Raw genomic sequence first — 15,571 nt, forward strand, 5'->3', positions numbered from 1 at the left:
GCCCTTGCTTCATTAAAGGTGTAATGACGCTAAACGCAATATTTCGTTCTGCGTGGTCGTTTTAGTTTCAACAATGCCTGCTACCATGCCGTTACTCATTACCAAAATACGATCGGTAATGCCTAATAGCTCGGGCATTTCGGAAGAGATAATAATGATGCCTTTCTCTTTTTTCGCCAGCTCAGCAATTAACTGGTAAATTTCGAACTTCGCGCCAACATCAATGCCGCGTGTAGGTTCATCAAGCATCAGGATTTCAGGCTGGGTCAATAACCAGCGACCAATAATAACTTTTTGTTGGTTACCCCCGGAAAGGGAACCAATTTGCGTATGGTGGCCTGGCGTTTTAACACGCATGGCATCGATAACCCATTGGGTATCGCTTTTCATGCGTTTATTATCCAGCAGCCCCATACTATTTTTATATTTTTTGATATTGGAGATAAGCGAGTTAAAGCCAATATCTAAATACGCATAAATCCCGGTTGAGCGACGCTCTTCCGTTACCAGCGCAAAACCATGGTTAATGGCTTCGTTGGCGCTGTGGTTATTGATCGCTTTACCGTGCAGCTTAATAGTGCCGCCCGACTTTTCACGAATACCAAACAGTGTCTCGACAATATCGGTCCTTTTAGCGCCCACCAGACCGGCAATACCGAGAATCTCCCCTTTACGCAAATCAAATGAAATATCGCGAATCGAAGGCTGACGCAAGGAGGTCAAATGACGCACCTCAAGAATGGTCTCGCCAGGTACATTACTTTTATCGGGGAAGCGCTGATTCAATGAACGCCCAACCATCATAGCGATGATCTTGTCCATATCCAGCCCTTCCAGTGGCTGAGAGGCGATCCACTGACCGTCGCGCAAGATAGTAATTTCATCACACAGTTGGAATATCTCTTCCATCTTGTGAGAAATATAAACAATGCCACAGCCGCGATCTTTCAGTTTACGAATAATGGTGAACAGGTGATTCACCTCTTTCTCGGTTAACGAGGAAGTCGGCTCATCCATAATCACAATTTTTGCGTCGTAAGAGAACGCTTTGGCAATTTCAATCATCTGCATTTGCGAGACGGAAAGATTAGCCACTTTGTCGCGCGGATCAATATCGATATCAAGCTCATCAAATATCGCTTTGGTATCGCGATACATTTTATCCTGATCGACAAAAAAGCCTTTGCGTGGATAACGTCCGAGCCACATGTTATCCATTACGGTGCGTTGAAGAACCAGGTTTAATTCCTGATGCACCATTGAAACGCCATTTTCCAGCGCCTCTTTAGAACTTTTATAATCTATTTCCTTACCCTGAAACAGGATACTTCCCGTGTCTTTCTTATAAATACCAAACAGGCATTTTAATAATGTTGATTTACCGGCGCCGTTTTCACCCATCAATGCATGAACGGAGTGAGGCCGCACTTTTAAATTCACATTATCTAAAGCTTTTACCCCCGGAAATGATTTACTGACATCAGTCATTTCCAGCAGATATTCACGCTGCGCGGTCGTATTATCACTGGCCATAATTTACCTGGCTTAAAAAAACGGTGGTCACGTGAAAAAGGCGCGGTATTCACCGCGCCCGGATTCAAATTTATTTCTGGAATTGCGACAGGTTTTCTTTATCAACCGGTACGTAAGGTACGCGGACGATTTTATCAACCATCTTGAAGTTAGTGCCTTCAAGTGCTTGCTTGCCATCAGCCAGGTTTTTAGCGATATCCAGCGTGGCTTTTGCCTGGTTTTCTGCATCATTCAACACAGTACCGGCCAGCGCGCCCGATTTAACCAGCGCTAACGCTTCTGGCAATGCATCCACACCGAATACCGGTACAGAAGTCATGTTGTGCGCTTTCAGCGCTTCAACAGCACCCATTGCCATCGCATCGTTGTTAGCGATAACCACTTCGATTTTTTTGGCGTTAGGACCCGATAACCAGGCATCCATCTTGTCTTTAGCCTGTGCGGTATCCCACATTGCCGTATCCATCGCTAACTGCTGGGTTTTCAGGCCGTCTTTGTTCAGCGTGTCGATCACGTATTTGGTACGTGCTTCGGCATCTGGATGGCCCGGTTCACCTTTCAGCAACACGAACTGAATCTGACCATCTTTGTTCAGATCCCATGCTGGCGTGGCTTTCCAGTGCTTCTCAATCAGCTGACCCTGGATGATGCCCGATTCTTTAGAGTCGGTGCCGACGTAGTAAGCTTTGTCGTAACCAGCCAAAACTTTGGCGTTAGGTTCTTTGTTGAAGAACACAATCGGTACGTCGTTGCTGCGCGCTTTATCCACGACTACGGCGGCAGCTGCTGGGTCAACCAGGTTGATAGCCAGCGCTTTCACGCCTTTCGCCATCAAAACGTCGATTTGGTCATTCTGTTTGGATTGGTCGTTCTGCGAGTCGTTCATCAGCAGCTGCACGCCGCCCACCGTTTTCGCTTCTTTCTCAATATCCTTGCGCACCATTGACATGAAGTTGTCATCGTATTTGTAAATGGTAACGCCGATACGGGTGTCAGCTGCGTGAGCAGTTGCACCAAACATCATGCTGGCAACCAGTGCTGTGAGCGTGAAAACCTTCTTATTCATGGTATCTCCGGTTTTTTATGCAGGGTCTTTTTAGCTCTACCGCGCCAGAGCGACGGGAGAACAATCGGTAAAATAATTTGGCAAGGCGGGATACGCTAAAACGTTATGCTAAGCCGCTGGATTGCCATCCAAACCTGACTTCCCTGTGCGCTAACGCTTCCTGAAAAATGTTGTGAACCCTTTTAATCGGCTGCTGAAACCACGCCCTTCGACGTTGCGGTGGCGTTACATAATGTTTCAGTCCGGTAAGACGCTGCCATCATAGTGAGGGCCATGTTAATTAACTGTGAATACAATCACAGATTGAAAACGGTTACATGGCTGAATCGCCTGAATTAGTGACGGAGTCCACATTTTGCTTTTGCGCCACTGAGTGACGACGCACTAACGTCGGCATGAAAATGTGCGTCGCACTTTCATCCAGTAAATCTGCAGCGCCTTGCAATGCCAACTCTGTCGCCAATTTAGCCATAGAAACAATGGGATAACGTACAGTGGTTAATTGAGGATCGGTGTAACGCGAGATAGGAATGTCATCAAAGCCAATGACAGAAAAATGCTGTGGCACCTGAATACCGTTGTCTTTGAGTGCCGTGAGCGCACCTGCTGCCATGCTGTCGTTATAGGCAAACACCGCACTCAAATTAAGATTGCGGCCTAAAAGCTCTACCATTGCTGCTTCGCCGCCCTGCATATCAGGCTCCGCGCTGGCAATCCAGCTCTCCTGCGGGCGAATGCCTTGCTCGCTCATCGCCTGCATCCAGCCTTCACGCCGCTGGCTTACGTCCTCAATAGGATGACTTGAGCAGAGATAGCCAATGCGCGTATGCCCTTGTTGCAAAAGCGTTCTGGAAGCCATTAATGCACCGGTAACATTATCCAGACTGACACAGCGTGATTCAAAACCCGGCACAATGCGGTTGATCACCACCATACCGGGAACCTGCTGCATGAAATTTGCCAGTTCATGGTCTGAAAGCGTTTTCGCATGCACCACCAATGCATTGCAGCGCTGACGTATCAACACCTCAATGGCGTTGCGCTCTCTCTCCTCCTGATGCCAGGAATTACTGATCAAGACATGCTTGTGTACGCGCTGCGCCACGGTATCCACCGCTTTAACCAGCGCGCCAAAAAAAGGATCCGAGACGTCCATGACCACGACACCAATGGTATCGCTGATCTGTGTTGCCAGGGCTTGAGCATTGGCGTTAGGGCGATAACCCAGCGCATCAACCGCTTGTAACACGGCATCACGGGTTTCAGAGGTGACCGCGCTGCTATTATTTAGTACGCGCGAGACGGTCGCCACCGACACGCCAGCCTGACGGGCAACATCACGAATCGTTATCATGCAGCAGTTCCACAGAGGAAGAGAAAGGCATCACGCCGGTAAGAATACCGGCGCTATTTTGTCAGGGGCGAAGACGCTACAGCGTGAATTGCGTCACATCAATGAAAACGGTTACATACAATTCTGCAACCTTTGTGACCTCTGTCATTATCTGTTGGGAAGTTGCGCGGAGGGTTTACCCGCAGCCAGACGGGTAAGGAAACGCCAAATCCACTCACAAGGACCTTGCGGGAAGAAGCGTAACCAAATGACAGAAAACAGAATATTAACCAGCCAAATAGCCGGAACCAGCATCAGCAAGCCGAGCCGATCAAAATGCATGAATAATTCAAAACGATAAAACAGCGTGGTGCAGATCACCGTTTGCAGCAAATAGTTGCTCAATGCCATACGGCCAACGCATTGAATCATGTAACTGATGCGCCAACGGGAAATCTGTGTCCAGAAACCGAGGCACAGCGCAGCATATCCCAGGCTAATAAACGGGCTGGCGAGATCGCGTGGTGCTTGCAGGTAAAAAGCGGTCCAGCGAAATTCCCAGTGCAGTAGCCATTGCGCCAGCACGCCGGGAATCGCAATGGTAAAGCCAATGCCCAGCATTATCGCTGCGGTACGGCGATAATGCTGCGGAGAATACTCCCCTTTCCACCAGCCGCTGCGCATCAGCGCGGCACCGATCATCATTAATCCCGCCAGCTGCCAGCCATACTGCGAGGCCAGCGCCATTAAACCGGATGAAAGATGATCAAGGCGATTTTGTACCGCTTCCCATCCACCCTGCAATTTCCAAAACTGCTCATATTGTAAGTCTGAGGCGCCAGGCAGCCATGAACGCGTGGGTTCAGGATCGGAGATTGAACCAAATACCAGCAACACCGCGCAGCCAATCAAATAAAGCAGCACGCCCGTATGAAACAAGGCACGCGTCGCGGGGACGTCGCGTAGCATTCGCCACACCACCAAACCAATAATGCCGTAATCCAGCAAGATATCGCCTTCCCAGAAGAAGACGCCGTGAATAAAACCCAGCAAAACCAACAGGGATAAGCGTGCCGTCAGCCAGCGGCTTCCGCGCGGCAACTGCATTTGCAGGCCTGCACCAAACAGCAATGCAAATAAGGTCAGGAATTTGAGCTGGGCGAAAGCATCAAGCAGCGCCCACGTCCAGATATCTGGCGTGCTGAGGCTGTTGTGCCAGGCAGGATTGAGATAGGCGGCGGCGGGTAAGCCAAAGCCGACGATATTAAGCAGCAGGATGCCAAGAATGGCACATCCACGAATGAAATCCAGCGCGAGGTAGCGTTGCATGTGGCATCCAGAAATTAGGGGCGGATGAAGAACTCATCCGCCTTCAGACTCAGCTATGACGTACCGCGCGCAGGAACTCCTGACGGGTGTTTTGACTGGATTTGAACAGGCCGCCAAGCGAGGTTGTGGTGGTTGCGCTGGTGGCATCTTTTACGCCACGCGCTTTCACGCAGTAATGCACTGCGTCAATCGACACTGCCACATTATTGGTGCCCAGCAGCGTTTGCAGCGCCACGAGCACTTGTTGTGTTAAACGCTCTTGCACCTGTGGGCGCTGTGCAAAAAACTGCACGATGCGGTTGATTTTTGACAGGCCAATCACTTTATCTTTGGGAATATACGCCACGGTGGCTTTGCCATCGATGATCACGAAATGGTGTTCGCAAGTGCTGGTCAACGTGATGTCGCGCACTGTCACCATCTCATCTACCTTCATTTTGTTTTCAATGACGGTGATTTTTGGAAAATTGGCGTAATCGAGGCCGGAAAAAACTTCATCCACATACATTTTAGCGATGCGATGCGGGGTCTCCATCAGGCTGTCATCTTCCAGGTCCAGATTCAGCAGCTGCATGATTTCAGTCATGTGGCCAGCGATCAGGCTTTTGCGGGTTTCGTCATCCATTTCACGCGTTGGCGCACGTAATGGCGTTTCCAGGCCTCGCGCCAGCAGCGTTTCGTGAACCAGGGCGGCTTCCTGACTTAAGGTACTCATCTTACTCTTCTCCGGCAGGTGATGCGCCCGCTGGTGTTTCCCCGCGGGCCGAATTTCTGAGCGCGTATTGTGAAACTTTCCGCAGCGGTAATCCAGCAATCAATAAGATTGGTGATGAAAGCTTTTCACGCTGATCGTCGCCAAACCAACAGTCCCGCCACCAGCAATCCCACACCCGCCACCCACAAGGCTGGCTCGAGGCGATGTAACCACGCGGTCGAAAGCGAAGACAAAATTGGCCCCACTAACTGCCCCAGCGCGTAACCGGTAGTGAGCATGCCTGCCATATAGCGCATGTGCTGTGGCGCTAATTCGCGTGCATAAAGCAGCGACAGTTGCACCACGGCCAGGAAGCCGCCCCCCACTAATAACGCGCCAATCAGCAAACCGCTAAATCCCGGCAGCGCAGCAGCAGCAAGCACGCCCAACGCCTGCGCCCACAATGCCAGCGCCAGGCGCGTATTGCTGCGACCCCAGCCACGCGTCAAGATAGCGATAGCAATGCCAATCACCGATGCCCCGCCATAGATTGGCCAGACAAACTGAGCAAAAACGCTGTCAGGAAAGCGCGCTGCGGCCATTTGCGATAAAAACGTCGCGGGCAGAATGTAACCAAATCCCGCCAGGCTATAACTCCAGACCAGGCGTTTAAGCTTGCCATTCATAACTAACGGCTCAGGCATTTGATCGGGCCGATGTAACTCTCCACGACGCGGTAAATAACGGGCAATCAACGCCACTAATACCAAGGCTAACGCACCGTAAGCCGCCCACGCCAGCGACGCGCTGACCTGAAAGCTGTGTAACAACACCGCAAGCAAACCGCTGACAAAAATGCCGCATCCTGGTCCGGCAAAGACTGCGGCGGATAAGCCTGGACGAGCATGATGATGCAACTGTTCGTTGCTCCAGGCCGCGACCAATACCATTGCCCAACCGCTGGCGCAGCCAATCACGAAACGGAGTAAACCATGCAGCCATGGACCGCTGGCGCAGGCAGAAAGCAGCGTTAAAATCACCGCTCCCCAGATGCCCATTTGCAAGCGAAGTTCAACGCGTCGATGCGCGCGCATTGCATCAAACGATCCACATAAATAACCAAGGTAGTTCAGCGCGGCCACCAGACTGGCGCTGGTTAGCGTCAGTTGATTCGCCTGAATCATCAAGGGTACCTGCGGTGTAAAGGCGAAACGTCCGATGCCCATCGCCACAAACAAAGTAATAAACGCGCTAAGCGCGACACGGAACGCCATTTCCCAGCTCCTGATGTTTTATTCTGACTTGCTTATACCATGCGCGATGTTTAAACTCACGGAAAGTGAATAATATTAACCAAGTTGTTTACGAGAAGAGAAGATATGGATTTAGTTCAGTTACGTATGTTCTGTTCCGTTGCCGAAAGCGGTTCGCTGGCGCGCGCGGCAGAACAACTGCATCGCGTGCCCTCTAATCTCACCACGCGTCTGCGTCAGTTGGAAGAAGAGTTGGGCGTAGATCTGTTTATTCGTGAGAAACAGCGCATTCGCTTATCGCCCATGGGCCACAACTTCCTTAATTATGCGCAGCGCATTCTGGCGTTGAGTGATGAAGCGATGAGCATGGCGCGTACTGGTGAACCTGCCGGTAATTTTTCGCTCGGCTCGATGGAAAGCACCGCTGCAACCCGCCTGCCCGGCTTACTGGCGGCTTACCACCAGCGCTTTCCCAGCGTGGCACTCTCATTAATCACCGGCACGTCGGGTGAAATCATTGAGCGAGTCCGTGAAGGTACGCTGGCGGCCGCGCTGGTGGATGGCCCGGTTCAACACGACGATCTCAACGGCTGCATCGCTTTTCGCGAAGAGATGACATTGATCACCAGTCTTGATCATGCGCCGATCACCAATGCGCGCGATGCACAAGCCGACACGCTGTTCGCCTTTCGCAACAGCTGCTCTTACCGCGTCAAGCTAGAAGCCTGGTATCGCGACAGCCACACCGCGCCCAACAGCGTGATGGAAATTCAGTCTTATCATGCGATGCTGGCCTGTGTGGCAGGCGGCGCAGGCGTCGCGATGATTCCCTCTTCGGTGCTGAAACAGATGCCCGATCGCGGCCGGGTTCAAGCGCACAGCTTGCCGCCGGCATACCGTGATACCGCCACTTGGTTGATGTGGCGACGTGACGCCTTCACCCCCAACGTTGAAGCGCTGAAATATTTAATCATTGAACAATTTAAGGATCGTCCGCTTAACGATGAGCTGATGCATCCATTGAAAGCGGCGGAATAACGCTTCCGCCACTATTTTTAAACCATCACGACCATCCGTACGCGATCATTTCTGGCGCGTTACATTGATTGAAGAGGGATTTGCATGAACATGATTAAAACCCGTGCCGCTGTTGCCTGGGCTGCTGGCGAACCACTGAAAATTGAAGAAGTGGATTTGATGCCACCACAAAAAGGTGAAGTGCTGGTACGTATCGTTGCGACTGGCGTATGCCATACCGATGCTTACACCTTATCGGGCACAGATCCTGAAGGCGTGTTCCCGGCCATTCTCGGTCACGAAGGCGGCGGCATTGTCGAAGCCGTGGGCGAAGGCGTCACTAGCGTCGAAGTCGGCGACCATGTTATCCCGCTCTACACACCCGAGTGCGGCAAGTGTAAATTCTGTCTTTCTGGCAAAACCAACCTATGTCAGGCGATTCGCACCACACAGGGTAAAGGTTTGATGCCAGATGGCACCACCCGCTTCTACAAAGACGGCAAGCCTATTTTTCACTACATGGGCACGTCTACCTTCTCTGAATACACCGTGATCCCAGAAATTTCGCTGGCAAAAATCAGCAAAGAAGCGCCACTGGAAGAAGTTTGCCTACTCGGCTGTGGCGTAACCACCGGCATGGGCGCGGTAATGAACACCGCTAAAGTGAAAGAAGGCGACACCGTTGCAATCTTCGGTCTGGGCGGCATCGGTTTGTCGGCAATTATTGGTGCGAAAATGGCGAAAGCCGGTCGCATCATCGGCATTGACCTGAATACCAGTAAGTTTGATCTGGCGCGCAAACTGGGTGCCACCGATCTGATCAATCCGAAAGATTACGAAAAACCCATTCAGGATGTGATTGTTGAACTGACCGATGGCGGCGTGGATTTCTCGTTTGAGTGTATCGGCAACGTCAACGTGATGCGTTCAGCGCTGGAATGCTGCCACAAAGGCTGGGGCGAATCGGTGATTATCGGCGTGGCGGGAGCAGGTGAAGAGATTTCTACCCGTCCTTTCCAGTTGGTAACCGGTCGCGTATGGCGCGGTTCCGCCTTTGGTGGTGTGAAAGGCCGTAGCCAGCTGCCAGGCATTGTGCAGGATTACCTCGACGGCAAATTTGCCCTGAATGATTTCATCACGCATACCATGCCGCTGGAAGAGATCAACGACGCTTTTGATTTAATGCACGAAGGTAAATCAATCCGTTCTGTGGTGCATTTTAAAAAGTAATCAGGAGGCGTTATGGCATCTACACTGGAGCTTTTGGAAGAGCACCGCATCTTTGGCGGCTGGCAGCAGCGCTGGCGTCATCAATCGGGCGTGTTAAATTGCCCGATGACGTTCAGCATTTATCTGCCGAGCCCCAAAGGCGACGCGCCACCGCCTGCGGTTTGGTTCCTTGCCGGGCTGACCTGCAATGATGAAAACTTCACCACCAAAGCGGGTGCGCAGCGCGTAGCGTCGGAACTGGGATTGATGTTGATCATGCCGGATACCAGTCCACGCGGTGATCAGGTGGCAAACGACGAAGGATACGATTTGGGTCAGGGCGCAGGATTTTATCTCAACGCCACCCAACATCCCTGGTCGAGCCATTTCCGCATGTTCGATTACCTGAGCAAAGAGTTGCCTGCGCTGATCGCTGACAATTTCAAGGTCAGTGAACGCCAGTCAATTATGGGCCATTCGATGGGGGGACACGGCGCGCTGATGCTGGCGCTGCGTCTTGGCGGTCGCTTTGCTTCCGCTTCTGCGTTCGCACCCATTGTTAATCCAAGTGATGTGCCTTGGGGACAAAAGGCGTTTCAGGCTTATTTAGGTGAAGATCGTGATGCGTGGCGTGAATATGACAGTTGTCATCTGATGCGTGAAGTGCAGCACCGCTTGCCTATCCTGATCGATCAGGGCGACAGCGATCAGTTTCTTGCCGATCAGCTGCAGCCGGAACGTTTAGAAACGATCGCGCAGGAGATGGATTTCCCGCTGACGCTGCGGATCCAGCCGGGTTACGATCACAGCTACTTCTTTATCGCCAGTTTTGTTGAGGATCATCTGCGCTTCCATGCGCAGCATCTGCTCGTGTAAGTGCGCATACTTTTGGATGCTGGCACTTAGGGTTAGGTACTCGCACTTAGGGTTAGGTACTCGCTGTCCCCCACCTCGGTCCTCCCCCACGCGTGGGGGAGGAAGACGCTGCCACATGCTGTCACCGAGTTTACATGTGGCAGCCTCTCCTTCCCCCGCGTTGCGGGGGAAGGCCGGGATGGGGGACAAACGACTTTTCGCTAACTCAAACTAACGCTTCGCGCACTAATCCATCAATCATTACCTGCGGCATGCCGCGTGAGCAGTGCTCAATCCGCCCTTCTACACCATAAACTTGCGCCAGCGTTTCCGGCGTAATCACTTTGTCTGGCTGACCTTCAGCAATCAACCTGCCCTCTTTCAGCATCAAAGCATGCTGCGCGTGCCGTAATGCGATATTGATGTCATGCACTACCACCACGGTGACGATATTACGCTGAGCGGTTTCGCGTCGGACCAGATCCATCACGTGAAACTGGTAATTCAGATCCAATGCGCTAAGCGGCTCATCCAACAGCAGCAATTCCGGACGCCGAATCAGCGATTGCGCCAACCCCACCAACTGTTTTTGGCCGCCGGAAAGTTGATCAAGATAACGCATCGCCAGATGTGCAATACCCAACTGCTCCAGCAGATGCAAAATTTCCGCTTCGCTGGCGGCACTGTGTAAACCGCCTGAAGCACGCTGTGCAACAATAATCGATTCCAGCACATGCAAGTGCACGCCTGCGGGCAGCGACTGCGGCAGATAAACCACGCGTTGTGCGCGACGGGCAAACGGCTGCGTCATTAACTCTTCGTCGTCGAGCCACATCTCGCCACGGCCTTTATTCAGCCCGGCGAGCGCGCGCAGCAACGTCGATTTACCGCAGCCGTTGGGGCCTAACAGCACGGTAATTTCACCACGCGGCAAAGGCGCCACGTCAAGATTCTCAATCACTTTGCGTTTAGGGTAGCCGGTGCTAAAGCCGCGTAATGTCAGACCTGCCATCATACATTCCCCCGATGACGCAAAATAATACTGAGGAAAAACGGCACGCCGACCAGCGAAGTCACAATGCCAACCGGAATGATAACGCCGGGAATCAGGTTTTTGGACGCAACGGAGGCCATCGATAACACCAGCGCGCCGGTTAATGCGCTGGCGGGCAGGTAAAAGCGGTGATCTTCGCCAAACATCATGCGAGCAATGTGCGGCGCAACCAGGCCAATAAAGCCAATTGGCCCAACAAATGCCACCGCCAGCGCGGAAAGAATACTGATGCGCAGCAAGGTCGCGAGGCGCAAACGGCGTACGTCGATACCAAAGCTCACTGCACGATCCTCCCCCAGACGCAGTGCGGTCAGCTTCCAGCTGCTTAACAGGGAGAATGGCACCAACAGGCCGAAAGCGAGGCTTAACACCCCCAGTTTTTCCCATGATGCGCGGGCCAAACTGCCCATGGTCCAAAACACTAAACCTTGTAACGTATCTTCGCTGGCGATGAACTGCATCATTGAGACCAGCGCGTTAAAGGTAAAAACCAAGGCGATTCCGAATAGCACCACGCCCGAAGAGGAAACTCGGGTCCAACGTGTTACACCATCCAGCATCAGCGCGGCAAACAGCGCGAATACAAACGCATTGGCGGAGATAAACCATTGTGCGGGAATACCGGGAATGCCAATTCCCATCACAATCGCCAGCGCCGCGCCGAAGGCCGCCGCTGAAGAGACGCCCAGCGTGAACGGACTCGCCAGCGGGTTATTGAGGATGGTTTGCATCTCAGCACCGGCAAGGCCGAGTGAAAAGCCGACAACAATCGCCATCAGCGCATAGGGCAAGCGAATATCCCAGACGATGACGCGCGTACCGGCGTCCACGCCAGCGGGATGCAGCAGTGCGTTCCACAATGTAGGTAATGAAAGCCCGGCGGGTCCCAACGTGAAGTCGAGAATCAGCGAAGCCAAAATGGCTAAAAGCAGTACGCCAATCCACAACATGCGGCGACGCAGCGTCTGCCGATAACGGCTAATGGTGCTGTGAGAATCCCTTTGCGTAATCAGTGAAGATTCCGTTGTCATGATTAACCCTGTTGTTCTTACCAATGGTGAATAATTCCGAACGGAGCGAAATAGTGCCAGGCCGGACAGAAAACGCAGCCACAATAGTGCAGATGATAATAATTATCAATTTGACTGGCTAATCTGGTGCAAATAAAGCAAAAAAAAACGCGGTGCCTAAACACCGCGCTTTTTATTTTGCATCATCAATTAGTCTTTATGCGTCGGAAATTCCATTTCGTTGTATTTCACAAACCGGCTGCCGCGTGTCAACTTGTAGCCAAACCAGATAATCAGGAACAGCGGAATACCAATGTAGGTGGCCGCCACGCCATACCAGTCAATGCTGTCGTTAAGAAACGCCTGATAGTTTTGGCCTAGCGTGATAATCAGGCAGAGCACAAAGGCGAAAATCGGTCCCAACGGGAAGAAACCTGAACGATAAGGCAACGCGTTGAGATCGCGCCCTTGCGCCACATAGCCACGACGGAAGCGGTAATGACTGATCGCAATACCCAACCAGGCGATGAAACCTGTCATTCCGGAGGTATTCAGCAGCCACAGATAGACCTCTTGATTACCAAACTTCGACGTCAGGAAACAGAGGCCCGCGACTACGGTTGTGGCCCACAATGCATTACGCGGCACACCGCCTTTCGACAGTTTGGCGAAGATGCGCGGCGCTTTGCCTTCGCTCGCCAGGTTGTAAAGCATGCGTGTTGAGGCGTACATGCCCGAGTTACCTGCTGATAACACTGCAGTCAGAATCACCGCATTCATTACCGCTGCCGCTGAAAGCAAACCGGCATTCTGGAACACCAAGGTAAACGGACTGACGCTGATATCTTTGATGTCGTTGTGCAGCAATTGTGGATCGGTATACGGCAGAATCAGGCTGATAATCAGAATGGCAAACACATAAAACAGCAGGATACGCCAAAATACCTGACGCACCGCACGCGGAATGTTTTTCCCCGGATCTTCTGATTCACCCGCCGCAATCCCGATTAGCTCGGTGCCCTGAAAGGAGAAGCCGACAATCATCGCCACGCCTATCATTGCAGCAAATCCACCGGCAAACGGCGCATCGCCTACCTGCCAGTTATGCCAACCCGCGTTTTCTGCACCGCGCATAATGCCCGTAATCATCAGTACGCCAACCACGATGAAGATGACGACGGTAACGACTTTGATCAGTGAGAACCAATATTCTGCTTCACCAAATCCTTTTACAGAAATGTAGTTCATCAGGAACATCAGGCAGAGGAACAGCGCGCTCCAGATCCAGCCTGGCGTGTCGGGAAACCAGTAATTCATCACTAACTGCGAAGCGACCAGATCAACAGCGATGGTGACGGCCCAGTTGTACCAGTAGTTCCAGCCAAGGGCGAAACCAAAGCCTTCTTCAACATATTTTGCGCCATAGGTCGCAAAAGAACCGGAAACCGGCATGAAGGCTGCCAATTCGCCAAGGCTGGTCATCAGGAAATAGACCATCAAGCCAATCAGCGCGTAGGAGAGCAGCGCACCGCCCGGCCCCGCCTGAGAAATGGTGGCACCCGAAGCGACAAACAGGCCGGTTCCTATCGAACCCCCAATGGCGATCATCGTCAGATGACGCGCTTTCAACGCACGTCTTAACGCAGGCTGTTGTGTTGTATTTGAGTCGTTATGCATGTGTAAACGCTACGTCAGATAAAAATGAGGCGCGATTGTAGCAGCTAAGCCTGCTCTGTATAGCAAAGGTGCGCTGTTATAAGTTACCTTCATGATAGACGCGAAATTATTAGCACCCACTCTTTTTACCGGCAATATTCAGGCTTAAGGCCAGGGTTAAGCCAGAAGGTGGAGCCTCACGCATGAGGCTTACAGGTTGCTTGAACGCGTTATTCGCGGCAATAGGAGAGGAAACGCGTCAACGCTTTTGAGATATGTTTTTGACGATGATGAATACGATAAAGGGTGCGCGTCAGGCGCGGCAGCGGAATTTTCAGCTCCACCAGCGTTCCTGCATCGAGCAAATCACTGATCACCCGACGCGATAAACAGCTAATACCCATGCCATGACGTACTGCGTGTTTGATCGCTTCTGAATTGCCAAGCTCCATGCCCAGTTGGAAAGAGGGCAAATGCGATAACAGCAGATAATCGACAATTTCACGCGTGCCGGAGCCACGTTCGCGCAAGATCCATGGCGCCGCACCCAATGACTCCAGCGTAACTGGCTGCTGCAAAATCTCTGCATCTGGCGCGGCGAACACTACCAGTTCATCTTCCAGCCAGGCTTCACTGACCAAGTCCGTCATGTGGCACGGCCCTTCGATCAGCCCAACGTCGACCCTAAAATCTGACACTGCATTGATCACGTCCTGACTGTTGCCGACGCTCAGCTCCAGCGGCAAACCGGGGAAGTCACGGCGATAACCGGCAATCATGCCCGGCAGTAAATAGTTACCAATGGTGCTGCTGGCGTAGATACGAATAGCGCCGTTGTCTTCTTTAAACAGCTGCTCAATTTCTCCCGCCTGTTCCAGCAAACCCACAGCGCGCGGATAGAGCAGACGACCATGTTCATTCAACACCAGTCGTTTACCGACACGGTCAAACAACTGTACACCCAGCTGTCCTTCCAAATCGGCCAGCGCGGCACTGACCGCAGACTGCGATAACGCCAGCACTTGCGAAGCCTGCGTTGTCGAGCCGCTTTTTAATACCTCGGTAAACACTTCAACCTGACGCAGCGTAATATGCATGCGTTTCCCCTACATTGCGTAATGGTTTACAAGATAAACCAATACGCCGAGCCAAATCAGCAACATCAGGATCAATCCGAACCCGCTGACCACTTTTTTGCCACGCGCACGTTGAACTTCGGCACTTTCGATACTGCTGATACGTATTTCACGCGGCAGCAACTTCAGCAAGATCATCACGCCGAGCGGGATAATAATCGCATCATCCAGCAGACCAACGATGGGGATGAAGTCGGGGATCAAATCAATCGGGCTAAGCGCGTACGCGACCAATCCCACCGAAATTAATTTGAACCACCATGGCGTACGCGGATCGCGACAGGCAAACCACAAGGTTAAAACATCTCGTTTAATCAAGGCGGCCCAGCGGCGAAGTCTTCCAAACAGCATATCCCCTGCCTTATTACTTATACCGGTTAATATTAAATATATTATCAATTTCACTTTTAAGCTAGTGAGCCGCAT

At 52.0% G+C, this 15,571-nt stretch carries 14 protein-coding genes; 3 read left to right on the plus strand and 11 right to left on the minus strand.

Translation table 11 applies throughout. The features are described 5' to 3' along the window. Positions 1 to 12: 12 nt before the first annotated feature. From mglA to SC127_RS17160, 6 genes are all read right to left on the minus strand, one after another. Positions 13 to 1,533, minus strand: coding sequence for a galactose/methyl galactoside ABC transporter ATP-binding protein MglA (mglA, locus tag SC127_RS17135; RefSeq protein WP_243077555.1), 1,521 nt, complete (start codon positions 1,531 to 1,533; stop codon positions 13 to 15). 70 nt (positions 1,534 to 1,603) lie between these two features. After that, on the minus strand, positions 1,604 to 2,599 hold the full coding sequence (gene mglB / locus SC127_RS17140; RefSeq protein ID WP_215846198.1) for a galactose/glucose ABC transporter substrate-binding protein MglB: 996 nt from the start codon (positions 2,597 to 2,599) through the stop codon (positions 1,604 to 1,606). A gap of 313 nt (positions 2,600 to 2,912) precedes the next feature. Then, on the minus strand, positions 2,913 to 3,953 hold the full coding sequence (gene galS, locus SC127_RS17145) for an HTH-type transcriptional regulator GalS (RefSeq protein WP_215846196.1): 1,041 nt from the start codon (positions 3,951 to 3,953) through the stop codon (positions 2,913 to 2,915). 147 nt (positions 3,954 to 4,100) lie between these two features. Beyond that, complete coding sequence (yeiB, locus tag SC127_RS17150) at positions 4,101 to 5,261, minus strand: DUF418 domain-containing protein YeiB (RefSeq protein WP_243077554.1); 1,161 nt, start codon at positions 5,259 to 5,261, stop codon at positions 4,101 to 4,103. 49 nt (positions 5,262 to 5,310) lie between these two features. Beyond that, positions 5,311 to 5,976, minus strand: coding sequence for a GTP cyclohydrolase I FolE (gene folE, locus SC127_RS17155; RefSeq protein WP_215846194.1), 666 nt, complete (start codon positions 5,974 to 5,976; stop codon positions 5,311 to 5,313). Between the two features lie 125 nt (positions 5,977 to 6,101). After that, a complete protein-coding gene (locus SC127_RS17160; RefSeq protein ID WP_332627203.1) occupies positions 6,102 to 7,229 on the minus strand; it encodes a YbfB/YjiJ family MFS transporter in 1,128 nt (375 codons plus the stop codon). 105 nt (positions 7,230 to 7,334) lie between these two features. Here SC127_RS17160 and ptrR point away from each other — a divergent pair, with 105 nt between their 5' ends. The 3 genes from ptrR (at position 7,335) to fghA (ending at position 10,310) form a co-directional block, all read left to right on the plus strand. Next, positions 7,335 to 8,246 (plus strand): putrescine utilization regulator PtrR, encoded by a 912-nt coding sequence (gene ptrR, locus SC127_RS17165; protein ID WP_215846193.1) that lies wholly within the window; start codon positions 7,335 to 7,337, stop codon positions 8,244 to 8,246. 84 nt (positions 8,247 to 8,330) lie between these two features. Then, complete coding sequence (locus SC127_RS17170; protein WP_243077552.1) at positions 8,331 to 9,455, plus strand: S-(hydroxymethyl)glutathione dehydrogenase/class III alcohol dehydrogenase; 1,125 nt, start codon at positions 8,331 to 8,333, stop codon at positions 9,453 to 9,455. A gap of 12 nt (positions 9,456 to 9,467) precedes the next feature. Continuing rightward, the gene (fghA, locus tag SC127_RS17175) at positions 9,468 to 10,310 is read left to right on the plus strand and encodes an S-formylglutathione hydrolase (RefSeq protein ID WP_243077551.1); all 843 of its coding nucleotides are present in this window, start codon (positions 9,468 to 9,470) and stop codon (positions 10,308 to 10,310) included. A 205-nt stretch (positions 10,311 to 10,515) separates the two neighbouring features. Here fghA and SC127_RS17180 read toward each other — a convergent pair whose 3' ends face one another. From SC127_RS17180 to SC127_RS17200, 5 genes are all read right to left on the minus strand, one after another. Beyond that, entirely contained in the window at positions 10,516 to 11,304 is a 789-nt protein-coding gene (locus SC127_RS17180) for an ABC transporter ATP-binding protein (RefSeq protein WP_243077550.1), read from the minus strand. Then, positions 11,301 to 12,374 carry a FecCD family ABC transporter permease gene (locus SC127_RS17185; protein WP_215846189.1) on the minus strand — a complete coding sequence of 358 codons (1,074 nt, stop codon included), beginning with the start codon at positions 12,372 to 12,374 and terminating at the stop codon, positions 11,301 to 11,303. Before SC127_RS17185 ends, SC127_RS17180 begins: the two co-directional genes overlap by 4 nt. A 189-nt stretch (positions 12,375 to 12,563) precedes the next feature. Then, a complete protein-coding gene (locus SC127_RS17190; RefSeq protein ID WP_215846188.1) occupies positions 12,564 to 14,030 on the minus strand; it encodes an amino acid permease in 1,467 nt (488 codons plus the stop codon). Positions 14,031 to 14,239: 209 nt separating this feature from the next. Then, positions 14,240 to 15,106 (minus strand): DNA-binding transcriptional regulator YeiE, encoded by an 867-nt coding sequence (yieE, locus tag SC127_RS17195; RefSeq protein WP_332627204.1) that lies wholly within the window; start codon positions 15,104 to 15,106, stop codon positions 14,240 to 14,242. Between the two features lie 9 nt (positions 15,107 to 15,115). Continuing rightward, complete coding sequence (locus tag SC127_RS17200) at positions 15,116 to 15,496, minus strand: YkvA family protein (RefSeq protein ID WP_215846187.1); 381 nt, start codon at positions 15,494 to 15,496, stop codon at positions 15,116 to 15,118. Between the last annotated feature and the right edge of the window lie 75 nt (positions 15,497 to 15,571).

Source organism: Pantoea sp. T14, from assembly GCF_036663535.1.
GTDB classification, from domain to species: Bacteria; Pseudomonadota; Gammaproteobacteria; order Enterobacterales; family Enterobacteriaceae; genus Pantoea; species Pantoea phytostimulans.

What these genes read in the sequence shown, in the direction of transcription:
- mglA (WP_243077555.1), bottom strand. Translation starts at nt 1,533, where the DNA reads ATGGCCAGTGATAATACGACCGCGCAGCGTGAATATCTGCTGGAAATG.
- mglB (WP_215846198.1), bottom strand. Translation starts at nt 2,599, where the DNA reads ATGAATAAGAAGGTTTTCACGCTCACAGCACTGGTTGCCAGCATGATG.
- galS (WP_215846196.1), bottom strand. Translation starts at nt 3,953, where the DNA reads ATGATAACGATTCGTGATGTTGCCCGTCAGGCTGGCGTGTCGGTGGCG.
- yeiB (WP_243077554.1), bottom strand. Translation starts at nt 5,261, where the DNA reads ATGCAACGCTACCTCGCGCTGGATTTCATTCGTGGATGTGCCATTCTT.
- folE (WP_215846194.1), bottom strand. Translation starts at nt 5,976, where the DNA reads ATGAGTACCTTAAGTCAGGAAGCCGCCCTGGTTCACGAAACGCTGCTG.
- SC127_RS17160 (WP_332627203.1), bottom strand. Translation starts at nt 7,229, where the DNA reads ATGGCGTTCCGTGTCGCGCTTAGCGCGTTTATTACTTTGTTTGTGGCG.
- ptrR (WP_215846193.1), top strand. Translation starts at nt 7,335, where the DNA reads ATGGATTTAGTTCAGTTACGTATGTTCTGTTCCGTTGCCGAAAGCGGT.
- SC127_RS17170 (WP_243077552.1), top strand. Translation starts at nt 8,331, where the DNA reads ATGAACATGATTAAAACCCGTGCCGCTGTTGCCTGGGCTGCTGGCGAA.
- fghA (WP_243077551.1), top strand. Translation starts at nt 9,468, where the DNA reads ATGGCATCTACACTGGAGCTTTTGGAAGAGCACCGCATCTTTGGCGGC.
- SC127_RS17180 (WP_243077550.1), bottom strand. Translation starts at nt 11,304, where the DNA reads ATGATGGCAGGTCTGACATTACGCGGCTTTAGCACCGGCTACCCTAAA.
- SC127_RS17185 (WP_215846189.1), bottom strand. Translation starts at nt 12,374, where the DNA reads ATGACAACGGAATCTTCACTGATTACGCAAAGGGATTCTCACAGCACC.
- SC127_RS17190 (WP_215846188.1), bottom strand. Translation starts at nt 14,030, where the DNA reads ATGCATAACGACTCAAATACAACACAACAGCCTGCGTTAAGACGTGCG.
- yieE (WP_332627204.1), bottom strand. Translation starts at nt 15,106, where the DNA reads ATGCATATTACGCTGCGTCAGGTTGAAGTGTTTACCGAGGTATTAAAA.
- SC127_RS17200 (WP_215846187.1), bottom strand. Translation starts at nt 15,496, where the DNA reads ATGCTGTTTGGAAGACTTCGCCGCTGGGCCGCCTTGATTAAACGAGAT.